General features: G+C 42.2%; 16 protein-coding genes. All 16 read right to left on the bottom strand.

All coding sequences use genetic code 11. The annotated features are described in order from the left end of the window. Positions 1–105 precede the first annotated feature (105 nt). Complete coding sequence (tldD, locus tag AB4153_RS11410; RefSeq protein ID WP_229369780.1) at positions 106–1,554, bottom strand: metalloprotease TldD; 1,449 nt, start codon at positions 1,552–1,554, stop codon at positions 106–108. A gap of 215 nt (positions 1,555–1,769) precedes the next feature. Beyond that, a complete protein-coding gene (locus AB4153_RS11415; RefSeq protein WP_248956072.1) occupies positions 1,770–2,603 on the bottom strand; it encodes a carbon-nitrogen hydrolase family protein in 834 nt (277 codons plus the stop codon). After that, positions 2,527–7,014: a YhdP family protein gene (locus AB4153_RS11420; RefSeq protein WP_371997476.1), complete on the bottom strand. Its 4,488-nt coding sequence runs from the start codon at positions 7,012–7,014 to the stop codon at positions 2,527–2,529. The genes AB4153_RS11415 and AB4153_RS11420 overlap by 77 nt, the downstream gene beginning before the upstream one ends. Beyond that, positions 7,014–8,504, bottom strand: coding sequence for a ribonuclease G (rng, locus tag AB4153_RS11425; protein ID WP_102527450.1), 1,491 nt, complete (start codon positions 8,502–8,504; stop codon positions 7,014–7,016). Before rng ends, AB4153_RS11420 begins: the two co-directional genes overlap by 1 nt. A gap of 101 nt (positions 8,505–8,605) precedes the next feature. Further along, a complete protein-coding gene (locus AB4153_RS11430; RefSeq protein WP_371997478.1) occupies positions 8,606–9,199 on the bottom strand; it encodes a nucleoside triphosphate pyrophosphatase in 594 nt (197 codons plus the stop codon). A gap of 2 nt (positions 9,200–9,201) precedes the next feature. Then, entirely contained in the window at positions 9,202–9,690 is a 489-nt protein-coding gene (gene mreD / locus AB4153_RS11435) for a rod shape-determining protein MreD (protein ID WP_102527448.1), read from the bottom strand. Next, positions 9,687–10,592, bottom strand: coding sequence for a rod shape-determining protein MreC (gene mreC / locus AB4153_RS11440; protein WP_102527447.1), 906 nt, complete (start codon positions 10,590–10,592; stop codon positions 9,687–9,689). The genes mreD and mreC overlap by 4 nt, the downstream gene beginning before the upstream one ends. 63 nt (positions 10,593–10,655) lie before the next feature. After that, positions 10,656–11,705, bottom strand: coding sequence for a rod shape-determining protein (locus AB4153_RS11445; RefSeq protein WP_055022908.1), 1,050 nt, complete (start codon positions 11,703–11,705; stop codon positions 10,656–10,658). 289 nt (positions 11,706–11,994) lie between these two features. Beyond that, entirely contained in the window at positions 11,995–16,587 is a 4,593-nt protein-coding gene (locus tag AB4153_RS11450; protein ID WP_371997481.1) for a DUF6701 domain-containing protein, read from the bottom strand. A 49-nt stretch (positions 16,588–16,636) separates the two neighbouring features. Beyond that, on the bottom strand, positions 16,637–17,074 hold the full coding sequence (locus tag AB4153_RS11455) for an MSHA biogenesis protein MshP (protein WP_371997483.1): 438 nt from the start codon (positions 17,072–17,074) through the stop codon (positions 16,637–16,639). A 25-nt stretch (positions 17,075–17,099) separates the two neighbouring features. After that, the gene (locus AB4153_RS11460) at positions 17,100–17,945 is read right to left on the bottom strand and encodes a prepilin-type N-terminal cleavage/methylation domain-containing protein (RefSeq protein ID WP_371997484.1); all 846 of its coding nucleotides are present in this window, start codon (positions 17,943–17,945) and stop codon (positions 17,100–17,102) included. Beyond that, positions 17,945–18,520 carry a prepilin-type N-terminal cleavage/methylation domain-containing protein gene (locus AB4153_RS11465; protein ID WP_102527443.1) on the bottom strand — a complete coding sequence of 192 codons (576 nt, stop codon included), beginning with the start codon at positions 18,518–18,520 and terminating at the stop codon, positions 17,945–17,947. Before AB4153_RS11465 ends, AB4153_RS11460 begins: the two co-directional genes overlap by 1 nt. Continuing rightward, positions 18,510–19,007: a type II secretion system protein gene (locus tag AB4153_RS11470; RefSeq protein ID WP_371997486.1), complete on the bottom strand. Its 498-nt coding sequence runs from the start codon at positions 19,005–19,007 to the stop codon at positions 18,510–18,512. The genes AB4153_RS11465 and AB4153_RS11470 overlap by 11 nt, the downstream gene beginning before the upstream one ends. A gap of 190 nt (positions 19,008–19,197) precedes the next feature. Then, positions 19,198–19,686, bottom strand: a complete 489-nt coding sequence (locus tag AB4153_RS11475) for a type II secretion system protein (RefSeq protein ID WP_371997488.1) — start codon at positions 19,684–19,686, stop codon at positions 19,198–19,200. A 173-nt stretch (positions 19,687–19,859) separates the two neighbouring features. After that, positions 19,860–20,360 carry a type II secretion system protein gene (locus AB4153_RS11480; protein WP_371997489.1) on the bottom strand — a complete coding sequence of 167 codons (501 nt, stop codon included), beginning with the start codon at positions 20,358–20,360 and terminating at the stop codon, positions 19,860–19,862. Positions 20,361–20,560: 200 nt separating this feature from the next. Next, on the bottom strand, positions 20,561–21,058 hold the full coding sequence (locus tag AB4153_RS11485) for a type II secretion system protein (protein ID WP_371997490.1): 498 nt from the start codon (positions 21,056–21,058) through the stop codon (positions 20,561–20,563). Positions 21,059–21,128: the final 70 nt, after the last annotated feature.

Here is a 21,128-nt window from a genome sequence, read left to right on the forward strand (position 1 = left end):
TATTGATGGAGAATTATAACTAGTTTTACTTTTCACTACTATAGCAATGCTTTACCTATGTCACATAAATAAAAAAGGTGTCATCTAGACACCTTAGCAATTTACTTAAGCTGTACCGCCTACGGTTAAGCTGTCTAGTTTTAAGGTTGGCTGACCGACCCCAACAGGAACACTTTGGCCATCTTTACCGCACACTCCAACACCTTGATCAAGTGCTAAGTCATTACCCACCATCGAGATTTGACTCATTGCTTCTGGACCATTGCCAATTAAGGTCGCGCCTTTAATCGCGTCGGTCACTTCGCCGTTTTCAATTAAGTAGGCTTCAGAAGCTGAGAATACAAACTTACCAGAAGTGATATCAACTTGGCCGCCACCAAAGTTTGGTGCATAAATGCCTTTTTTAACAGATTTAATCATCTCTTCTGGCGTAGAATCGCCAGCTTCCATATAAGTATTGGTCATACGTGGCATAGGTAAATGAGCATAAGATTCACGACGACCATTGCCAGTCGTCGCTTCGCCCATCAAGCGCGCATTTAGCTTATCTTGCATGTAACCTTTCAAAATTCCATTCTCAATCAAAGTGGTTTTTTGTGTCGGTACACCTTCATCATCAATACTAAGTGAACCACGGCGATCTGCAATGGTGCCATCATCAACCACTGTCACCAGTTCTGACGCCACTTTTTGGCCCACTTTACCGCTAAAGGCACTGCTGCCCTTACGGTTAAAGTCACCTTCTAAACCATGACCTACCGCTTCATGCAATAATACACCTGGCCAGCCATTCCCTAATACAACCGGCATTTCGCCAGCTGGCGCATCAATGGCATTCACGTTCACTTGTGCTTGGCGCACTGCTTCACGTGCAAACTGAAAACAAACAGGTAATCCTGCGTCATCATTTACCATAAATACACTGTAATCATGACGACCACCGCCACCAGCACTGCCGCGTTCACGTTTGCCATTATCTTCTAAAATGACACTACAATTAAAGCGCACTAACGGACGAATATCTGCAGCTAATGTGCCGTCACTCGCCGCCACTAAAATCTCTTCATGAACGCCAGATAAACTCACTACAACTTGAATAATGCGGCTATCAAGGCTGCGAATATAAGCATCGGTTTCTTTTAATAATTTAATTTTTGGCGCTTCTTCCATCGCAGCAATTGGGTCGGCGCTGTCATATAAACTATGAGTGGTATGACGCTTAAAGGCATGTACTTTATGCTCTTGACCCGCGAGTGCGATGCCTCTGGCAGCTTCTGCAGCAGACTGCAATGCAGCTGGGGTAATTTCATCGGCATAAGCAAAACCGGTTTTCTCACCCGTAATCGCCCGAACGCCCACACCGCGTTCAATATGAAAGCTGCCTTCTTTTATAATGCCATCTTCAAGGGCCCATGTTTCATGGCGGCTACCTTGAAAGTACAAGTCTGAAAAATCAATATTATGTTGGTGAATAATGTTTAGATAATCCTGAAGACCATCTAACGTTAATCCATCTTGTAATAAACTTTGTTCTACTTGAGCTAGAAATGGCATTAATTCTCTCTTTAAGCCTAGCGGCTTCTAAAATGATGCTAATCAATCGCAATATCAGCTGCGATTCTCGATAATCTGTTGTTTCTTATTAAAGCAATTTATCATTACTTTGACGGCGCTGCTTTATATTCAAACGGTGCTTATTATGCTTTTACTTCATACAAGCTCAGTAGGTATAAACCCAGTTAACATACTCATGGAATGAGTAATTACAATTAACTTATGAGCGATGGCACTTTAAAGCGGTTATGCTGCATCACTGGAATTTGCTGCCTGATTTTTTCAAGCGACTCCAGCGATACCTGATGCTGAACCCAGCCAAGGCCAGTTTTACGTTCGGCGAGTACTTCCCCCCACGGATCAACAATCATGCTTTGTCCCCAGGTTTCTCGGCTACCTTGATTATGCTGCCCCCATTGATCTGCTGCCAATAAAAAACATTGGCTTTCAATGGCTCTAGCCTTTACTAACGTTTGCCAATGCGCTTCACCCGTCACTTTAGTAAAAGCCGAAGGAAGTGCAATAAAATCAGCGCCAGCAAGCCGTAACGCGCGAAACAGCTCAGGAAAGCGAATATCATAACAAATGGCTAAGCCGACATTGCCAAATGGTGTCTTTACCACCGTTATACGTTCACCTGGGCAAAACGTATCACTTTCTCTATAGGATTGGGTGTTATCAGCAACTTCAACATCGAACAAGTGCAATTTATCATAACTACCTAAGGTATCACCCGCATCATCAAATAGATAACTACGGCTAAAAACTCTGCCATCTCCCGCTAAAATCGGGATAGTACCTGCCACCATATAAACTTGATGCAGCTTAGCCAAATCCGCTAGTGCGTTTTTAAGATGACTGGTCTCATCATCTCCTGCGACATCGAGTTGCTGTTTCTCGTGGCCGCCAAACAACAAACTGCACTCAGGTAACACGACTAATTGCGTTTCACCTTGATGCCGAGGAAGGCATTTAAGCTGCGAGTCTATATATGCCAGATTGGCTGTGACGTCTCGACTGCTTTGGCATTGTAATAAGCTGATTTGCATCTGAGCCTCTCTGGCTGATATTGAGCTTTCTGATACTATCTTGGTAACTTGCAAAAGAGATTACATTCGCGTCTTCAATCGTCTCATTAAACGCCAAATCAGAAGTTGATTCATCAAGCGTTGGCTTGCCGTCAGATACAGCTTCTGGTTCAGGTTCGAGTTCAGGTTTAACGCCTTCTTCTGTAGTAGGAATTTCATCGCTACTCACACCATTGTTCAAACTTTTGATCGCATTATCGCTTTTACTAACGTTTATGCCACCGTTGGAATCAAGCGGCGCTTCACCTACAGGGACGTCTTTTTTCGGCAAGATTGACTCAGGAATTTCAATTTCTTTACTTTTTCGTTCTAGCTCTTCCAATTGTGGGTCATTCATCGTGCCGCCTAAACGGAAACGAATTTCTGAAATAACCTCAATCACAGGCTCCAACACTTTAGTTAAGGCAAACGCACCCAAACCTAATGTCCATGCACTGGTACTCAGCAGTACCACTGTCGGCACACTGGATGCAAGCTGCGGAATAAAGCGAATATCATAATTCAAACTTTGACTGGTTAAGTCAGTATAGCCACGCACTTTCATGTTGCCTGCTATCGCGTCCATTTCTGTATCAGTAGTTTTAACCACGCCATTATCAATATTCAGTGAACCACCAAACGAATCAAAATAAAGCCCTTTACCGAATACATCAGAGAAATCTAACGATAGCTTTCTCACCAAGGAATCTAAACTAAACAAAGAGAAAATACGGGCGCCTTTATCACTGATTTCAGAAAGGTAACCCTTACCCATATCAAATCTTAATTTACCGTTCAACGTTTCTAAAGAAAATGCATAAGGTGCCCCTTGCCATGAAAACTCTCCAACCATATTCACAGGCGCATCTTTCAAGCCTGGGTTGATACCCAGTGCATCAGATAGAGCATCAAATTTACTCGCTTCAACATTCACATCAAATGTAGTTAGGCTTTTACCGTCAGCAAAAGTCCAATCCCCAGAAGCCTGCATACTGACTATGGGACGGGTTAAGGTTAAGGTTTGAAAACGATAACCATCTTCATAAGGGATACCTTGTAAAACGAGGTGACCCAGTTGTGCTTGATATAACTTAAAGTCATCAACATCGACAGCCAAGGGAGGCAAGTTTTCCAACAAATTACCGGGGGTAAATTCCGCTTCTTCTGCAGACTTAACCTTTGGAGATAAATGCAGCTTACTGGCGACAATTTTAAGTCCTTGTTCGCGCCAGCTTGGATAAAAATCAACATGACCATCAAGCTGTTCAGACTGAATATCAAAACGCCAAACATGTGTTAACGGCTTGGCAGAAAAACTCAATTGATTAAAATTCTGACTTAAGATATTTAATGAGCCTATTTTGGCATCGATTAAAATCAAAGGTGGAAAAAAGCTCGACTTCGGTGCTGCTGTTGAGACTTCATTTAACTGTGGCTCCGAAGGCTGTAGAGCTGGAATCGATGTGTCAGCAAGAGTCACCTCATTGGTTTTCGCCAAAGCTGCAGTTGTTAACTCTGTATTCAAGTCAGGCTCAACCTGTAAGTCAGTACCTTCAATTGCTTTATTAGCGGGGGCGTCAGCTGTTGCCATTAATACTTGCGTCGGAGTGATTGATTCTGTGTGAACGATCGTGTCAGCTGTTGCTAACGCATTCGCAGCAAGCGAGCTTTCAGGCAAGGCATCGATAGTTGAATTCGCTTTATCAGTAAACTTGCTGATGATAGGAAGCCACTGAGTCAACTCAGCTTCAGGCAAATCAATTTGAATATGGCCTTGGTCTTTAGCGAGTTTGTCACCTAATTTAAAGTGCCGCCCTAACAGTAAATCATAGTGAGCGAGAGCACCGCCATTACCTTCATTAAAGCCTCCCCAAAACTCAGCATCTTTACCTAGTTTTATCCCTAAAGATGATTGTTTATTATCACCGACTAGCTCTGCACGGAGGACTTTGGTTTGATCTGCATCCTTATAAAATGGCGCAGGAAGTGACAATGACGTACCAACGAGATCTGAATTGACTTGAACCTGAAGGCGGTAACCCGTTGGGTCAAATATCATCGTAACAGCACCATCCCAAGCCATATTGCCTGAGTAGTATTCGCTTAAAGGATTATCAATATAGCTCGGTAACGTATCAAGATCCCATTGACCAGCCAAGTCTATAGTTAATGCCAGATCCCCAGTGTTGGTTGGCTCTGTGGCAAAATCAAATGTCAGCGGCTGCTCAAATAAATTGGCATTTATCGCTAAACCATTCACCTCAGCATTATTGAATTCAACATTACCTGTGACTTTTTCAAGTTGTAGTCCTGGTGTCGTAACGTATACGCTGTTGCCATTAAACTTAATGATGCCTTTATTATCTGCTTTTCCACCTTCGTAAAGCGGAATGGTTAAATCTAATTCACTGACAATATCACCCGAGATTTGCACCACATTTAATGTAGGGCTAATTGAGGTTTTTAACGGTGAATTATCAATAACAGCTTTGGCTGCATCGGCATCAGCGCCAACGTTAGCTTCTACTCTCAATGTCGTTTCTTTACCCATATGTGGGATATAGATATGGGCGCCATCAGCCGGGACATCGAGTAAGTTGCCTTTATTGACCACAAGATCCATCGCTGCATTTTCAAATAAAGCATATAAACTCAAATCGTCGACAGCTGGCCAAGTCGGCTGAAAGGAAAAAGCACCATCATTGAGATTAAAGCCCGCTTGAAAAATGCCCGAGTTATCTTGATAAGGAAATTGGTTCAGTTGACCATGCCACACAATTTTCGCATCAGGGATCTCCCCTTTTAATAAAGAGGCATTTAAGTAATCAACTAGATTGTCACTCATTGTGTGCAGCGGGAAATATAGACCAGCATTATCTACGTCAGCAATTGCCACATTAGCACTTAATGCCAAGTGCGCAGCATTATGCATATCTAATTGCATCGAGGCAGCAATGTCTATATCTGGGTTATGAAAATGCACATTAGGCAAAGTTAACCGAGAATTATCGACACTGTACTGAACTTGAAAGGCCTCGCCTGTTAACGCAAGTGGCGCTTCAAAACCATCTTGAAAGTCTAATCGATAATCTTGCTGAGGAAACTCAGCATTTAACAAACCATTGGCCCAAGACAGATTAAAGTCAATCGCGCTGCTTCCAGGGATATTATTTGAAGCTAGCCACTGTAGTTGTTTAACCTCTGTTTTTAATAACAGAGGTTTGCCTGGCTCTTTTAATAGCTGCAAAGGCCCAATAAGCCCTTTAGGTGAGAGTGAGCGCCATTTTGCGACTCCTTTCTCGCCCATCTTAGGGATAAGAGGTAACAGCGGGGTTAATACTTCAGGCGCAATTTCGTTAATGCTAACAGAGAGGTCACTGTAATTCGTTTTTAGGGACAATTTAAGCTCTGGCCACGACTCACCATTAGTTGAAAAATCTAAGTCATGACTGCTCACTTGCCAGCCCGTTTCATTTGGCTGCCATTTTAACGCTCCACCATTAATGGCAAACCTTTGTTGCTCGCCAGCAGTATTCCACTGTAACCAGCTGGGTTCAAACATCAATAAACCTGTATTAATCGTTCGATATTCAATACCTAACCAAGCTTCAAGGTTCACTACCCCTTCAAATTCAATATTGTCCAGTTTAAGCAACGGCTCATGTTGCCTAGACGCCCACTCACCTAAATCTAACGATTCTGCTGATAAATAAATCTGTCCAACCAGTTCATCAGGGTTATAACCATCACCATTTAAATCCACTCTTAATGCCAGTCGCTCACTTGCTGATGCTTCTGAGTCAAGGTGCATAAAGCCTTTACCTTGATGTAAGTCTGTTCCGTTATGCCAGATAAAATTGCTGATATAAATCGGTCTAAAATCATGATTATGGCTTAATAGCTGAAGGGTGCCGTCGCTGATGGAGAAATACTCGAGCTGTTCTAGTAACAGTGCATATAACCAATCTATATTGGTATTGCTCACTGGCTTTTCGCTTTCTGTAGACAACTCATCAACATTAAGCGCCACATGTATGCCGTCAAACTTTACGGTTTCAATTTTAGGTGACAAAGTCAGCAAGGTTTGCCAGAAATCGAGTTTAAAGTGGACTTTATTAGCGATGATCGTTACCGGCAAAGCTTGCTGGGGAGGAACAACTAAATTATTTACCGTTAATGCTGGCCCAAACGCTTGCCATTCAGCTGACAGTTTGCCGACTTGCACTTCCACTTGATATTGGTCGCGCAAATAATTGATCACTTCATAACGAGCTTCGGGTAGTTGGGGTAATAAACCACGGATGAGACTGACCGCTAGCGCAAATAGTACAAGTACTACGGCTACAATTTGGAACAAAAAACGACACACTGTTACGGTTTTACTTTTGGGCACTACACCATCACCACATCATACTTATTTTGAGTATATAAAGTTTCGTTTTGAAGGCGGATTTGCTTACCAATATAAACTTCTAGCTCAGCCAATAAGTGGCCTTCCTCATTACTTAAACTCTTGTAAACTGCAGGGGAGCAATATAATAAAAACTCATCAGCCGCATATGCTCGGTTTAAACGAATAATTTCTCTAAAAATCTCATATGAAACGGTTTCTACCGTTTTCATCGAACCCGTACCTTTACAAGCTGGGCACTCACCGCACACCACATGCTCAAGACTTTCACGTGTGCGCTTTCGGGTCATTTCAACTAAACCTAACCCAGAAAAGCCACTCACACTGGTTTTAACTCTGTCCATCGCTAAGGCCGCTGTTAAGCTGTCCAATACGCGTTTCTTGTGTTCTTCATTCATCATATCGATAAAGTCGATAATGATTATACCGCCCAAATTTCGCAGTCTTAATTGTCTTGCTATTGCTTGGGTGGCCTCTAAATTAGTATTGAATATTGTTTCAGCAAGATTTCGATGACCGACAAATGCACCAGTATTAATATCAACTGTGGTCATGGCTTCTGTCTGATCAATAATTAAATAACCACCCGACTTAAGTTCAACCTTTCGCCCTAATGCACGTTGAATTTCATTCTCGACATCATAGAGTTCAAAAATCGGTGATGGCCCTGCATAGTGCTCAATTTTGGCCGCTATTTCTGGCATAAACTCTTGCGCAAAACCTTCAATTTCTGCGAAGGTTCGGCGTGAGTCCACTTGGATATTGTCCAGTTCAGTGCCAACAAAATCACGAATAATTCGCACTTGAAGCGCTAAATCTTGGTACAACAAGGTCGCACCTTTGCGCTTACGACGTTCACTGACCTTAGCCCAAACTCGGCGTAAAAAAGCGGCATCCTGTGCCAGTTCATCATCACCTACGCCTTCGGCAGCAGTTCTGATAATAAAACCGCCATCTTCATCGACATAAGGCTCAGTGATCTTCTTTAAACGACTGCGTTCTGACTCTTCTTCAATGCGTTGCGACACACCAACATGGCTTGAGCCGGGCATAAAGACTAAATAACGCGAAGGTAAGGTAATATCAGTTGTGAGGCGAGCACCTTTCGTTCCAAGCGGATCTTTAACCACTTGCACCATGATATCTTGACCTTGGCGAACCAATTCTGCGATATCACGAACAACAAAGTTGCCCTTTTCAACATCAGCCACACACTCGGTATGCGGCACAATGTCAGAGGCGTGTAAGAATGCGGCTTTTTCTAAGCCGATATCTACAAAGGCAGCTTGCATGCCAGGTAGCACACGACTGATTTTACCTTTATAGATATTGCCCACAAGGCCACGTTTCATGCGGCGCTCGATATGCACTTCTTGTAACACGCCGTGCTCAACAAGTGCGACCCTTGCCTCAGTTGGCGTGACGTTAATCAGTAATTCAGAGCCTTTTTTACGCTGTGCTTTTGTTTGCATAAGCCACCTGTTTAACGCCCTGCTGCAAGGATGATGCATTACTCACGCATATATTTTTTGATAGTCAACGCAGTAAAATTCACATGTTTGCGAACGAAAAGTTAAGTTAATTCAATTTGATTCATTTCATGTAGTAATTCGCGCGTCTCAACAAGAGGTAAACCGACTACCGCTGAATAACTACCCTTTATCGACTTTACAAAGCAACCACCTAAACCTTGGATACCGTAAGCTCCCGCTTTATCCATTGGCTCTTGTGTGTCGATATAGGCATTAATTGTATCTAGTGTCAGATGACAAAAAGTCACTTCCGTCTGGCACAGTCTAGTGAGTGTAGTCTTACCATTGGTCACCGCTACTGCCGTCATCACCTGATGTGTTTTCCCTGATAAATCAGAAAGTATGCGCTGCGCATCTTGCTTATCTACTGGTTTACCTAATATTTGCTCACCTAATACCACAATAGTATCTGAGCCAAGCACCTTATGGTTTTCGCCATCAGGACATAAAGCTAAGCCTGTTTGGGCTTTTTCTTTAGCTAATCTAACAACGAAGTCCGCAGCAGGTTCGCCTGAAATATGCGACTCATCAATATCTGGTGCAACTTGGTCAAATGAAAAATGCTTTTCAGTGATTCCAACTTGAGCAAATAGCTCTTTACGTCTTGGAGAAGTGGAAGCGAGCACCCAACCCATATCTAACGGACCTTATAACTACGGCGAATATTTCTAAGCACCCAGAACACCCACCACCACATAAAAATACTCGAGATAGCAGGTAAAAACATCGCCCAATCGAAGGCAACACCATTAACAACAAATTCAACCCAGTAAATAATAAAGTGATAAAGACATATAAAAATGGCTACTAAAATAGACTGCTGCCAACGGGTAAAGTTTCGCAGTCGCTGTGATTGCATAACAATCACATAAATTACAATCGAAAATGCCAAGGAACGTATACCTAAGGTCGCCCCTAGCAAGACATCCAATAATACGCCTAAGATCCAAGCGGTTAAGATGCTATAACGATGCGGTAAGGCCATAGCCCAGTAAATCATTACCATTAGCAACCAATCTGGTCGCCAAGCTTCGACGATTTTAGGCAGTGGCATGATTTGAAACATCATCCCAATAAAAATTGTCACTAATACGACAAAGCGGCCATTGGCAATATGTGCACTCATTGACTGCCCTCGTCTTGTGTTTCTGGTTCCACGCTTGGATTATCAATCGTTGATATTTCTGAATGAATTGAACTAGGCAGATCATCTAAATTATCGTCAGGCCAAATCAGCAATACATAGCGAATTCGATCTAATGCAGCTAACGGCTGAGCTGAAATCACAGAATAACTTTGCCCAGCATCACGGGAGATTTTCATCACTCGCGCGACAGGGTAGCCTTCAGGGAAGCGTTGACCTAAACCAGAAGTCACCAATAAATCACCGACTACGATGTCTGTACTTTTGGCCACATGACGCAGTTCAATTTCATCAATATCACCAGTGCCTTGAGCCATCGCGCGGACATCATTCCGAGTTATTCGAACAGGTATGCCATGCGTCGGATCGGTTACCAATAATACCCGACTCGTTAACTCACTCACTTCAACCACTTGGCCTACAACACCTTGGGCATCTACGACTGATTGCCCGACAAAAACGCCGGTGCGTGCACCATGGTTCAGTACCACATAATGACGAAACGGATCACTGGCCACTTCCATGACTTCGGCAACCACTTTACGAGCATCCATGTGAACAGGAGAGCCCAGTAAAGCTCTTAAACGTACATTTTCTTGTCGTAAATGTTCAAAACGTTGTAATCGTTCTGACATCATTAGTTGTTGCCGTAGTAGTTCTTTATTTTGTTGAGCCAACATATTGCGCGTTGCAATGGAGTCTGCTGACCAATCCAATAATAAACCTGGCACGTTGGCTAAATACTGTAAGGGACTTAATACAGAGGAAATGGACTGACGAATAGGATCGAGGCGATCATTAGCGATAAGTAATACCACCGACAAAAAAATTGCCAGTGTTAATCTGAATTGTTGCGATATGCCACGAACAAAAATGGGTTTCATAATTTGTAGGCGGTGACACTCTTAATAATATCATCAGAGTCTACACCGCCATTGTTTCGCTCTTTAGTTCTCTTCAGAGAATAAGTCGCCACCATGCATGTCGATCATCTCAAGTGCTTTACCACCGCCTCGAGCAACACATGTCAATGGATCATCGGCAACCATCACTGGAATGCCTGTTTCTTGCATTAATAAACGGTCTAAATCACGAAGTAATGCACCACCGCCAGTTAACACCATGCCGCGCTCAGAAATATCTGAAGCAAGTTCTGGAGGAGACTGCTCAAGTGCAACCATCACTGCACTAACAATGCCTGATAATGGCTCTTGCAGCGCTTCAAGTATTTCGTTGCTGTTAAGAGTGAAACTTCTTGGTACACCTTCAGCAAGGTTACGGCCGCGAACTTCAATTTCAAGCACTTCGTCACCAGGATAAGCAGTACCGATCGTATGTTTAATACGTTCTGCAGTTGCTTCACCAATCAGGCTTCCGTAGTTACGGCGTACATAGTTAATGATGGCATCATCAAATTTATCACCACCAATCCGCACCGATGAAGAATACACCACACCATTTAACGAGATAATAGCAACTTCAGTGGTACCACCACCGATATCAACAACCATAGAACCCGTTGCTTCTGACACAGGTAAACCTGCACCAATCGCTGCCGCCATTGGCTCTTCAATTAAGTATACTTCGCGTGCACCTGCGCCCATGGCAGATTCACGAATTGCACGACGTTCTACTTGTGTTGCACCTACTGGAACACAAACTAAAACCCGTGGGCTTGGACGGAAAAAGCTATTGTTGTGCACTTGCTTAATGAAGTGCTGCAGCATTTTTTCAGTCACATAGAAGTCAGCAATCACACCATCTTTCATTGGGCGGATAGCTTGAATGTTTCCAGGAGTACGACCAAGCATTTGCTTTGCGTCTGTCCCTACAGCAGCCACTGATTTTTGTCCGCTGCTGCCACGCTCGCCACGAATGGCTACGACAGATGGTTCGTTAAGCACGATACCTTCGTCACGAACGTAAATTAATGTATTTGCCGTACCTAAATCGATCGATAGGTCGTTTGAAAAAACTCCACGCAGCTTTTTGAACATGTGTCTAGCCTGTATTCTGTAACGTCAGAAGAAAGAAAAATCAGGTAACTTTATCAATGCAGCTCAGTTTCCACAAGACCGAACAGGTTAACAATCGCTAATCTCGGTGTTTTTTTTGCTTTATTAGCAAATTAAATCATAAGTGCATAAAAACAACAAAATAACGAGTAAAAAAACAACAGTATTTAATACTGTGTCTCCGTCAAAAAATCGTTCAAGCATATATTTTGACGATATAAAACCCAATAGGCTGCAAATAATCCTTTTGGTCCACCATTATGTAACTTGTTTATCGTTTTTCACGCCAATAAATAATTCGGTCATGGCCACGATAACGCCCAAAGTACGCACTCGCCCTTGGATCATACAAAGTTGTCGACGAAGCGTTTTCCCAATTCCAATACCACTGTAGCCACTCAGGCACAATCAAAGGAGCGGTTACTTGACCGCGATAATCAGCAGCTGAACCTGTAATAATCGCATTCCACAGTAAGGTAAATTCGCCGTTAGAAAAACTGCCTGTTTGCCCAGTTCGATCGATTAATTGACCCGTTGTTAAACTGGGTTCAAATTTGTATCCCAGCGACAGATCATCGACTTGACTGGCTAACGCAGGGGTTAAGACTGAACAACTATCATCAGTATTGGTCACCCAAGCCAGTCCATTCCAGTATTCTGCTCTGGTTGGCATTTGTAGCGTGTCGTTTTCAGCGCCATACGTGTTGTCCATCACCACACGGCCATGACGAAAACGTTGATTTGATAGTAATTTTGCATCGCAATTACTGCCACAAGTACCAGAGGTCGCAGCATTCATATCTGGGTCGGCGACAAAACTATAGCCCTGAGGATTAAGCGGATCACCATCGTTATCAACAACAATCAGCCCAATATCAAAGTCTTCAAAAGGCCCATCTTGGCTAGGAGCAGTGGTTCGACTTAAGCTAGCCATATAACTACTATCTACAGTTGCAACACCCGCAACCCATGAACTTGCAGAGACGGGTAAAGCGCTCATTCGGTTACGTTTGTCGTCACCATCATCTGAATTTTCCCCCACTAAAATACCGGTCGCGTATGCAAAAGCATCTTGGTAATTCTTAGTTACCTCACTGCCAATATTAAATGCAGTTATATTCATCGCCATCGAAAATGGCTGATCCATATAATTGAAAATCCCACATGCGGGAAGGACACTCACACTGCTAACAACAAATCGGTCAGGGATAAAGCGGCCTATATTGCCAGAACTTGCTTGCGGAATATCATAAAAGGTAGAACCTAAATATTCACTGGGTGCTTTCGCGGTAAATTCAAATACACCCACCTCACTAATTGACTGAGTGATGGTGTTTTGGCTATTAATAACAGCCACATGGTCGTAGTTCCCTAGACCGAGAGTGCCTGCTTCTCCAGGATTTGGAGCCACAAGATTACTGCCTAATACAATACCTGCATGAACATAATTTGGCGTGGTTAAATTGTCACAATAATCAGTGTCGCTATCAGACTCCCAAGCCATTGCTTGAACCGTTAAATCAAAATCTTCTCCGGCTTTTTTATACACATCGCAACTACTATTGCCCGCTGAACAGCTAGCATTGGCATCCACAGGTTTTACACATAAACCAGCTGGGAAACTGACAAATGGGTCTGCACCGACCATCACCAATCCATCTTCCTCGCCTGTGCCATCGTATTGGGCATTTAACTGTATTGCGCCTGCATCGGGGTAATTCACTTCAAACTCAGCGATACCACTGGCATCAAATTGAAGTGCTATAGGAGTTCGAGCGCCAATACTCGTGCCGATATCTGTTGCTGCGCCTGTTCCAGTTACCGACACACTTGAAGCTGAAATAACCGAACTCGGATTGACGTAATCACTCCAAAAACCAACACTTTTAGTCACATTTTCAAACTGCGGCGTACACTCCAGCGTCTTGGTATCTTTTTTTACGGCTGAAATACTAATAACACCACTGGGTTTATTCGCTAACTTGTCTGGTACAGTAAAAATAAAACCGCTATCAGCAAAGTTAAAGGTACATTGCTCAGCCGTTGGTGTTGAACCAGCAACACTACATAATGTGGTACTAAAAGGCTTAGCGCCTGGTGTTGAGCCTGTGACATCAACCGTTACTGAGCCAGCGGTATTATTTCTGAGTGATAAATTAGTGCTACCGCCACTAAAACTGACTACGTTGCCACCAACCCAACCACCACCTGTAGCGATGGTTGCAGGGCTCAAGGTCGCAGTAACAAAATCAGGCACGGTTTGAGTACAATCTGCGTTAGCACAAGCAGTTAGAGTTATGGGCTCAGCATTACAGGTTAACGCCGCACCAGTATGAGTGAATTCAAAATGATCAATGACAACCCCTACAGGGCTTGAGTCAAGCGCACAAAATTCTATGTCATCTATTTCATGGACATTATTAGCCCCGCCTGTTGAACCTGTTATCGATAAGATAAAGTCATCAGGCACTGCAGCTTGTGATGCGAAAGATAAAATATCAAACTGGGGAACGATTTCGACAAAGCCGCTGCCTGTATCACGAGAGACTGACACTAACGACTGCCCTGACACACGAGAGTCAATGACGATTCTATAACGATGATTGTCATTCTCATTGTTATCAACAGGTGGAGTTAAGCAGTCGCCAGTAGTATTAGTGGTGCCGTTATTACACGTTCCGCGCAGATATGGGTAGCCTGACGTGCCACTGCCCGAGCCACGTATCGAAACGCTTTGCTGGCGGCGTCCAATATTATTATCGCCCCCTTCTGCCGAAAAATTACCATATTCGTCAATACCAATGCCTAACCAGCCACCAGCAAACCCATCAACGCCTGGTTTATAGCCATAACCTAAGGGGCCCCCTGCAGCACCTGGCTGTGGGGTTATTGATGCATCAGAAAACACCATTGCAATACCGTCAGCACCATTGCCATCATAAGCAGAATGGTCGAACTCAATTTCAATTAAATTATCAGCAGCTGGGAATAAACGTTGGTAAGTCGTTGAAGTTGCTTGGTTGCCAGCAGCTTGAGTTAGACGAAGTTTATTACTCACTATTGAAGGAGTAAAACTGCCGCTCGAGCTCGCAGCCACCCAATCGGTACCTAAAGAAGTGCGATTAAAGTCATCAGTAAAACATTGCGAAACCGGTTCTGTTCTTTCTAGCGCAAAGAAACTGTAGTTTTCCCAGATATGTCTACGATCGTTATCTTGATAGGTATCTTCATCCACAACCATACTGACTAGATCGTTCGTCAACTGACAACGCCTTAACCAACCACCATCACCACCACGGCGATTAGTTTTACCAGCCACTAAAATTGGAACGTCAGTAAAACCCGTTAAGGGGGTGGTGACGCTACATTGATATTCCACATCTCTAATGCTATTGCTATTGAAAAAAGTTTGTGAATTTCCAAAGTGATAATTGAGGTCCTCACCGTTTAATATCAAGGCGCCTGAACCAGAAGCAACGGTCAAATAAGCGATGGTCTCATTCTGTAAATTACCATTACTTAGACCTGCAGGCTGGCACTCCGCACTGTTATTCCTCACTTCCGAAGTATCCATTGCTAACTGAATGCCAGTATTATTAAATTGGGAAGTGCTGGTTAACCAGCAATCATTATTACTTGTTTGCATTTGGTTCAGTAAAACGTCTTGCGATGCGTCCATTGTCACGCTGGTATAATTATTATTCGCCCCAATAAGCGCTAAATCATATTCGACCGAACCTGCGATAAGTTGCGTTCCATTTGATAGGTCATGTGTTCCAGGAGTCACAGCAACCCAATGCACTTCTGGCATATCTGCGCTAGAAACTATATTCCCTGGTGGTTCTTGCCTTGCCCATGTAAAGCCTGTTTCGCTGATATTTGACAAAAAAGCACTTTGGGGGCCATCAGTGGAGAGTGGATTGGTTTCAGAAATCGTCGGCATGATAAACACCAGCGGTGTTACGCCCGCAGGAAAGGCATCATCAAAAGCCACAGAAGTCGACGTTGCTTTGCCATATTGGATGTGGAAAGGTATGACAGGTTCAACAGGCTCATTAATTTGGCCGTCGCTATTCATGACAAGGTATTTAGATGTCACTCTGCCATTAATAGCACCAGAGTTTATGGTAATCCTCTCGTCACTATACACATTGGCATTTATCGTTGCTGGAATGGATGTACCATTCACATTTTGATTGTTTAAGGTTAAATTGTTATAGGCAATAACTTGCACTCCAGCTTCTGCAAGAGAATTAATTGTACCGCCGTTAATTTGTGAGCTCGTGCCAATAAATATTCTTACTCGTCCAGTCGTTTCTATTTTACTAGGCGCATCAAGTTGAAGGGAGTTAATCCAATAATCCCCTTCGGGAAACTTCAGTATTGACCCACTACCCGCTCGTATTGCATTAAATCGATATTCATCATTATCAGAAGAAAATGTCACCGTACAATCAGAAAAAAGGCTTAAAGAATTAAACTGAGTATCACCGTTATCTCCCAGCGATATTTGATCGCCAGAATTACAAAAACCAATACTACCAGCTGAGCCATCACTACTTTCAAAGGCCTGATTACCATTCATTTTTAGACCGCGAATAGAAGCGCCAGTAATAGTACACAGCCTATCACCTCCTGTAGCAGTATCGCAGCTATCAGTAGGTAAGCCATTGTTAGTATTTATGGAGCAATAAGATAAATCATCGCCATTTGTGCCACTAATTCTTGAACCAGGATATATTGTCAGCTGCGGATTATTAATAGAGTTACAGCCACTGTTATTGTCATTGTGATGTCCTTGAGCCACCGCTGCAAAAATAACGGATTCATCAATCTCATCAAATGAAGCCGCACTAAATGACATAGCTGTAGCCATTAACAGCGTTATTAGTTTTATAGTTGTCAGGTATCGATTAATCCCCACGTGCTTCTACCTCCACTTGGCGATTGACTCTTAAACAATTGCTCGTAGCTGCATTTCCAGCACAATCTCCAGTTTCACACACTGCATTACTGGTTATTTGATACTGCGTAACTCCATCTACACTAATAGGGTTACAGGTCACGGCGACAGTGCAACCATGAAAACCTACTGAACTAGGTGGAGTCCAAGTGGAAGTCGCACTACAAACACCCACAGCACCTGACAGCGGAAATAATTTAGCTAACTCAGCATCTGCAGCGCTATTGGCACTAAAAAGCGCTCGAGCTCCCCACACTTCAACATTGACTGACTCATCACTATCTTCCAGCATTCGAATTAAGGTACCCGCGAGTAAAAACATCACAATCAGCACAAATACGGCAATCACCAGCGCACTACCTTGTTGCTTACGCAGCCTAGTATTCATGTGACCGTCTTTTAGTGATAAGTGATTAAGGTACATTGGTCACCTGCACTTGATGCTGATACTTGAAGGTTTCACCATTAACACTAAAGCGAGGCTCAAGGTGCACAATTGAGTTGGTCATTAAGTTTTGTTCTGTCACTTTAATTGCAGGTTCTGTAAGTAAACTATTAGTAATATTTTCAGCCATTAACACACCAGTGCCCATATTCGATGGCACTGGCTGGCTGATTATGTAGCCATAATTTGAATAACGATACAAACTCACTTCAGATGAGCCTACTGGGCTTTCAAAACAATAACTAATCGGTTGATTAGCGAAGTAAATCCGCTTAATTGGCGACTGTTCAGCAAACTGAACTGAATTAGTAAATGTCAGGGTTATTCTATCGGCTGCTGAAGTGGCACTTTGCACCTCAAAGCGCTTATTTCTTGATGCTTGATAAATATCATTAACACCGCCAATACTTTCATTAGCAAGAGGATATACAATCGCAAACATGCCATTGTTAACAGTAATATTATTATCAACAATGGTGCCAGTACTCGAAGCAGAATCAGGATAAATAGGTAGTTCAAGATAACTACTACTGGCTTCTATTGGAAGCATCTCAATGCATTGAAAGATGCCTAAACTAGCTGTTCGGAGTCGGACACTGTTTGGCACAGAATGTCGAATGTCACGGGTCATTCGCTCTACAGCAAAGCGGCTTTGGCCTAGAACTTGATCAACAGAACTAGATTCAACAAAAATACGTGTACCAAATATAACAAAACTGCTTACACCTACTATCAGAATGCCAAGAATGATAATCACAGTGACCATTTCAACTAACGTAAAGCCAGCTTGTTGCAAACCTCTTTTACTTTTCATTAATAGTTACTCCTTACCGCTTGGTAAGTAATAACTTCCCCTGAAGGTGTTGTTACATCTATGGTGATAAGCTTTTGCGCTTGGCCATTTAGGTAAGCGATTGTGACTTTCATGTCATAATTAATATAAACATCAGCATAGGTTTGAGTGGAATCAAGCATCAGATCTGTAATATTTAATCCGTGATAATCATCTACATCATTAAAATCATTTCGGCCTTCGCCATCAACTCCAAAATCACCTTCATCTGTACAATTCGCCCCGGGATTTAATGGTGAAGTAGAGTTACAAGCAGGGATACCACCATTAGCATTAGTATTTTCATCATAACGTTTGCCCCAAATTTCATTCATGACCGAATGCGCTAATTCAGCAGAGCGAACTCGAGATAATGTCTCAACAGCTCTATCAGCTTGAGGTAATAACATTGACGTAAGCATCACTATTGCAATGCTTAATACCAGCATGCCAATAACAAGTTCGATTAAGGTAAAACCACCCTGTGAGTTTTTAATCACGCTGTTATGAAGAGATTTTACTAATAGGTTTCTTGAGGAAGATAAATTATAAAGCATGCACATACCCCTCAGACTCCATCGCAATATTTAGCGTTTCATCTGCTTTTACGACAAAGCACGCCCCATTGCAGCCAAGGTTAGCTCGACCTAGATTGTCAAAATCCATAGTAAAATCAGTATTACCATTACTTGCTAGCTCGATGATTGCACCACTACTAAAATCTTGTTTCACTTCAGTTCGAATAAGCTGTGCATCAATACAACCTGCAAAGGCGTTATTAATATTATGTTGATAAGTGCTGAGTTGGTAACCATCTGAAAAAACACTAATACGATAACAACGGTCACTGTTATTTAATGCTTTTATTTGAACGTGTCTAAGCTCACTGATAAATTCATTTCGAAGAGCATGGGCACTATAGCTTGATTCAGGTAATAATTTAGGCAAAACAAACACAGCGATAATCCCTACTATTAAAATAGTAGTGACTAACTCAATGAGTGAAAACCCCAATGTATTTTTTAAACCCCGAGTTTGAAACATTCGAATGGTCAGTGCCTTTAGTAACATTTCTCTATATACAGTATGGCAAAATATAACATAAACGTCTTGATATCCTTTACTAAAAATACCTTTCAGTAGAAATCCTTATCAGGTCATGAGTAAAACCAATATTATTAATTTTAGCCCATAAAAAAGGCCTGCAAGCAGGCCTTTAAATTCGTAATTGGTATTAGCAGCTTGATGCTATAGGAATCGCTGAGTATGTTGGAAGATTTCCTAATCCTGTCGATTCTGTATATTCAATTATACAAGTATCTGGGCTGCCTATCTGTTGAATGGTCACAGTACCATTCCCATCATCAGTGACGTCCCATTCGGCATCATCAAACGTTGCAGCATGCTGAATAGCATCTGCAGTACCTGCAAGATAACCATACACTATGTCAACATAATCAGTTGCAGGGCTTTGTCCATCACTAATCCCAATATCGACTTTGGCATTGCCAGTAGCACTGCCTCTCTCAACACCTGCGATGACAGCTTTTGAATACACTAGGCTATTGGCGCTCTGGATACTGGCTTTAGCTCCATTTAACACAGAGACTCGGGCATCACCTTGTAAGTTGATGAATTTAGGTGCAGCTGTCACTGCTAAAATACCTAAAATGATAATAACGACAACTAATTCAATTAATGTAAAACCTTGTTGCTTTCGCATATATTAAAACCTTAAGGCGAGAAATAAGATTAATTCGCAAACTGACGTTTACTCATTTTCAAGCATGATTTTAACATTGAACATCAAGCTATCTTCGTTACAGTCAGCACACTGAAACTTACAAAATGTAAAAAACCTGCAAAAGCAGGCTTTCATTTGGCAGAAATTAAACTCTAACAGTCTGCTGCAGTTGGCATTGGTAAGAAGCCATTACTGCCATCAGATACCCCACTCTGGAATGTTGGAGTACTGCCTTCTGTTTGAGCCTCAGTATATTCAATATAGCAAGTGTCTGGCGCACCTACTTGCTGAATTTTCACTGTGCCGCCAGTATCTGTAATATCCCAATCATCAGTAGACATATCTACAGCTTTGATTAGTTCATCAGCATCACCTTCAACATAACCAAAGCGAGTTACTACTGGAGTTGCAGCGCCAATATCAACCGAGCCCCTGTCAGTATTAGTCCCTTTCTTTTCTTCTCCAGCAAGCGCTGCTTTTGAATACACTAAGCTATTCGCACTTTGAATTGCCGCTTTAGCACCTTGAAGCGTAGATACGCGAGCATCACCTTGAAGGTTAATAAATTTAGGTGCAGCTGTTACCGCTAAAATACCTAAAATGATGATAACCACAACTAACTCAATTAACGTAAAACCTTGCTGTTTTTGCATTTGAAAACCTTCATTAAAATAGAACAACTACAGCCCGTATGAAACAATATATATTGTTCACGAGCTTATTCCTTTATCACAACAATTTTATCACCACCTCATATTAAAAGTGTGTTACCAAAGGTACAAAAATACTCTCATAATTTATATTTAGACATAAAAAAACCCGCTGTAATGCGGGCTTTTTAAATATCACATCATTAACAATCGTCAGCTTTTACTTCATATGTAGGGAGTGAACCTGCAGATTGTGCTGGGGTATATTCAACATGGCAATCTTTGCCATCAGCCAAGCTGTATGGTGAGCTAGTCTGATATAACACTGTTGCTGCAGTTAAATCTGCTCCATCAACAATCGTCCATTCTGGAGAAGCCGAAGTTGTGTCTATTTGTAAAGCTAATATTAACGAAGCGCCATCATTTTGAAGATAACCATAAGCAATATTAACAGTATCTGTATCACTCAAATCTAAAGTTGTATCGTCAGTTTTCTCTTCACCTGCAATCGCAGCCTTAGAATAAACAAGTGTATTTGCACCTTGCAAAGAAGCTTTTAAGCCATCAAGTGTTGATTTATAAGCATCACCTTGTAGGTTAATAAATTTAGGCGCAGCAGTAACAGCTAAAATACCAAGAATGATAATAACTACCACTAGCTCAATTAATGTAAAACCTTGTTGCTTCTGTTTGATTTGCATAATGTCGACCCTTTATTGAAAACAAAATATGTAAATTTTGTACATCTGTTTATTTAATTGTTTATTACAA

Source organism: Shewanella sp. 10N.286.52.E4 (assembly GCF_041468785.1).
In the GTDB taxonomy this organism is placed as follows: Bacteria; Pseudomonadota; Gammaproteobacteria; order Enterobacterales; family Shewanellaceae; genus Shewanella; species Shewanella electrodiphila.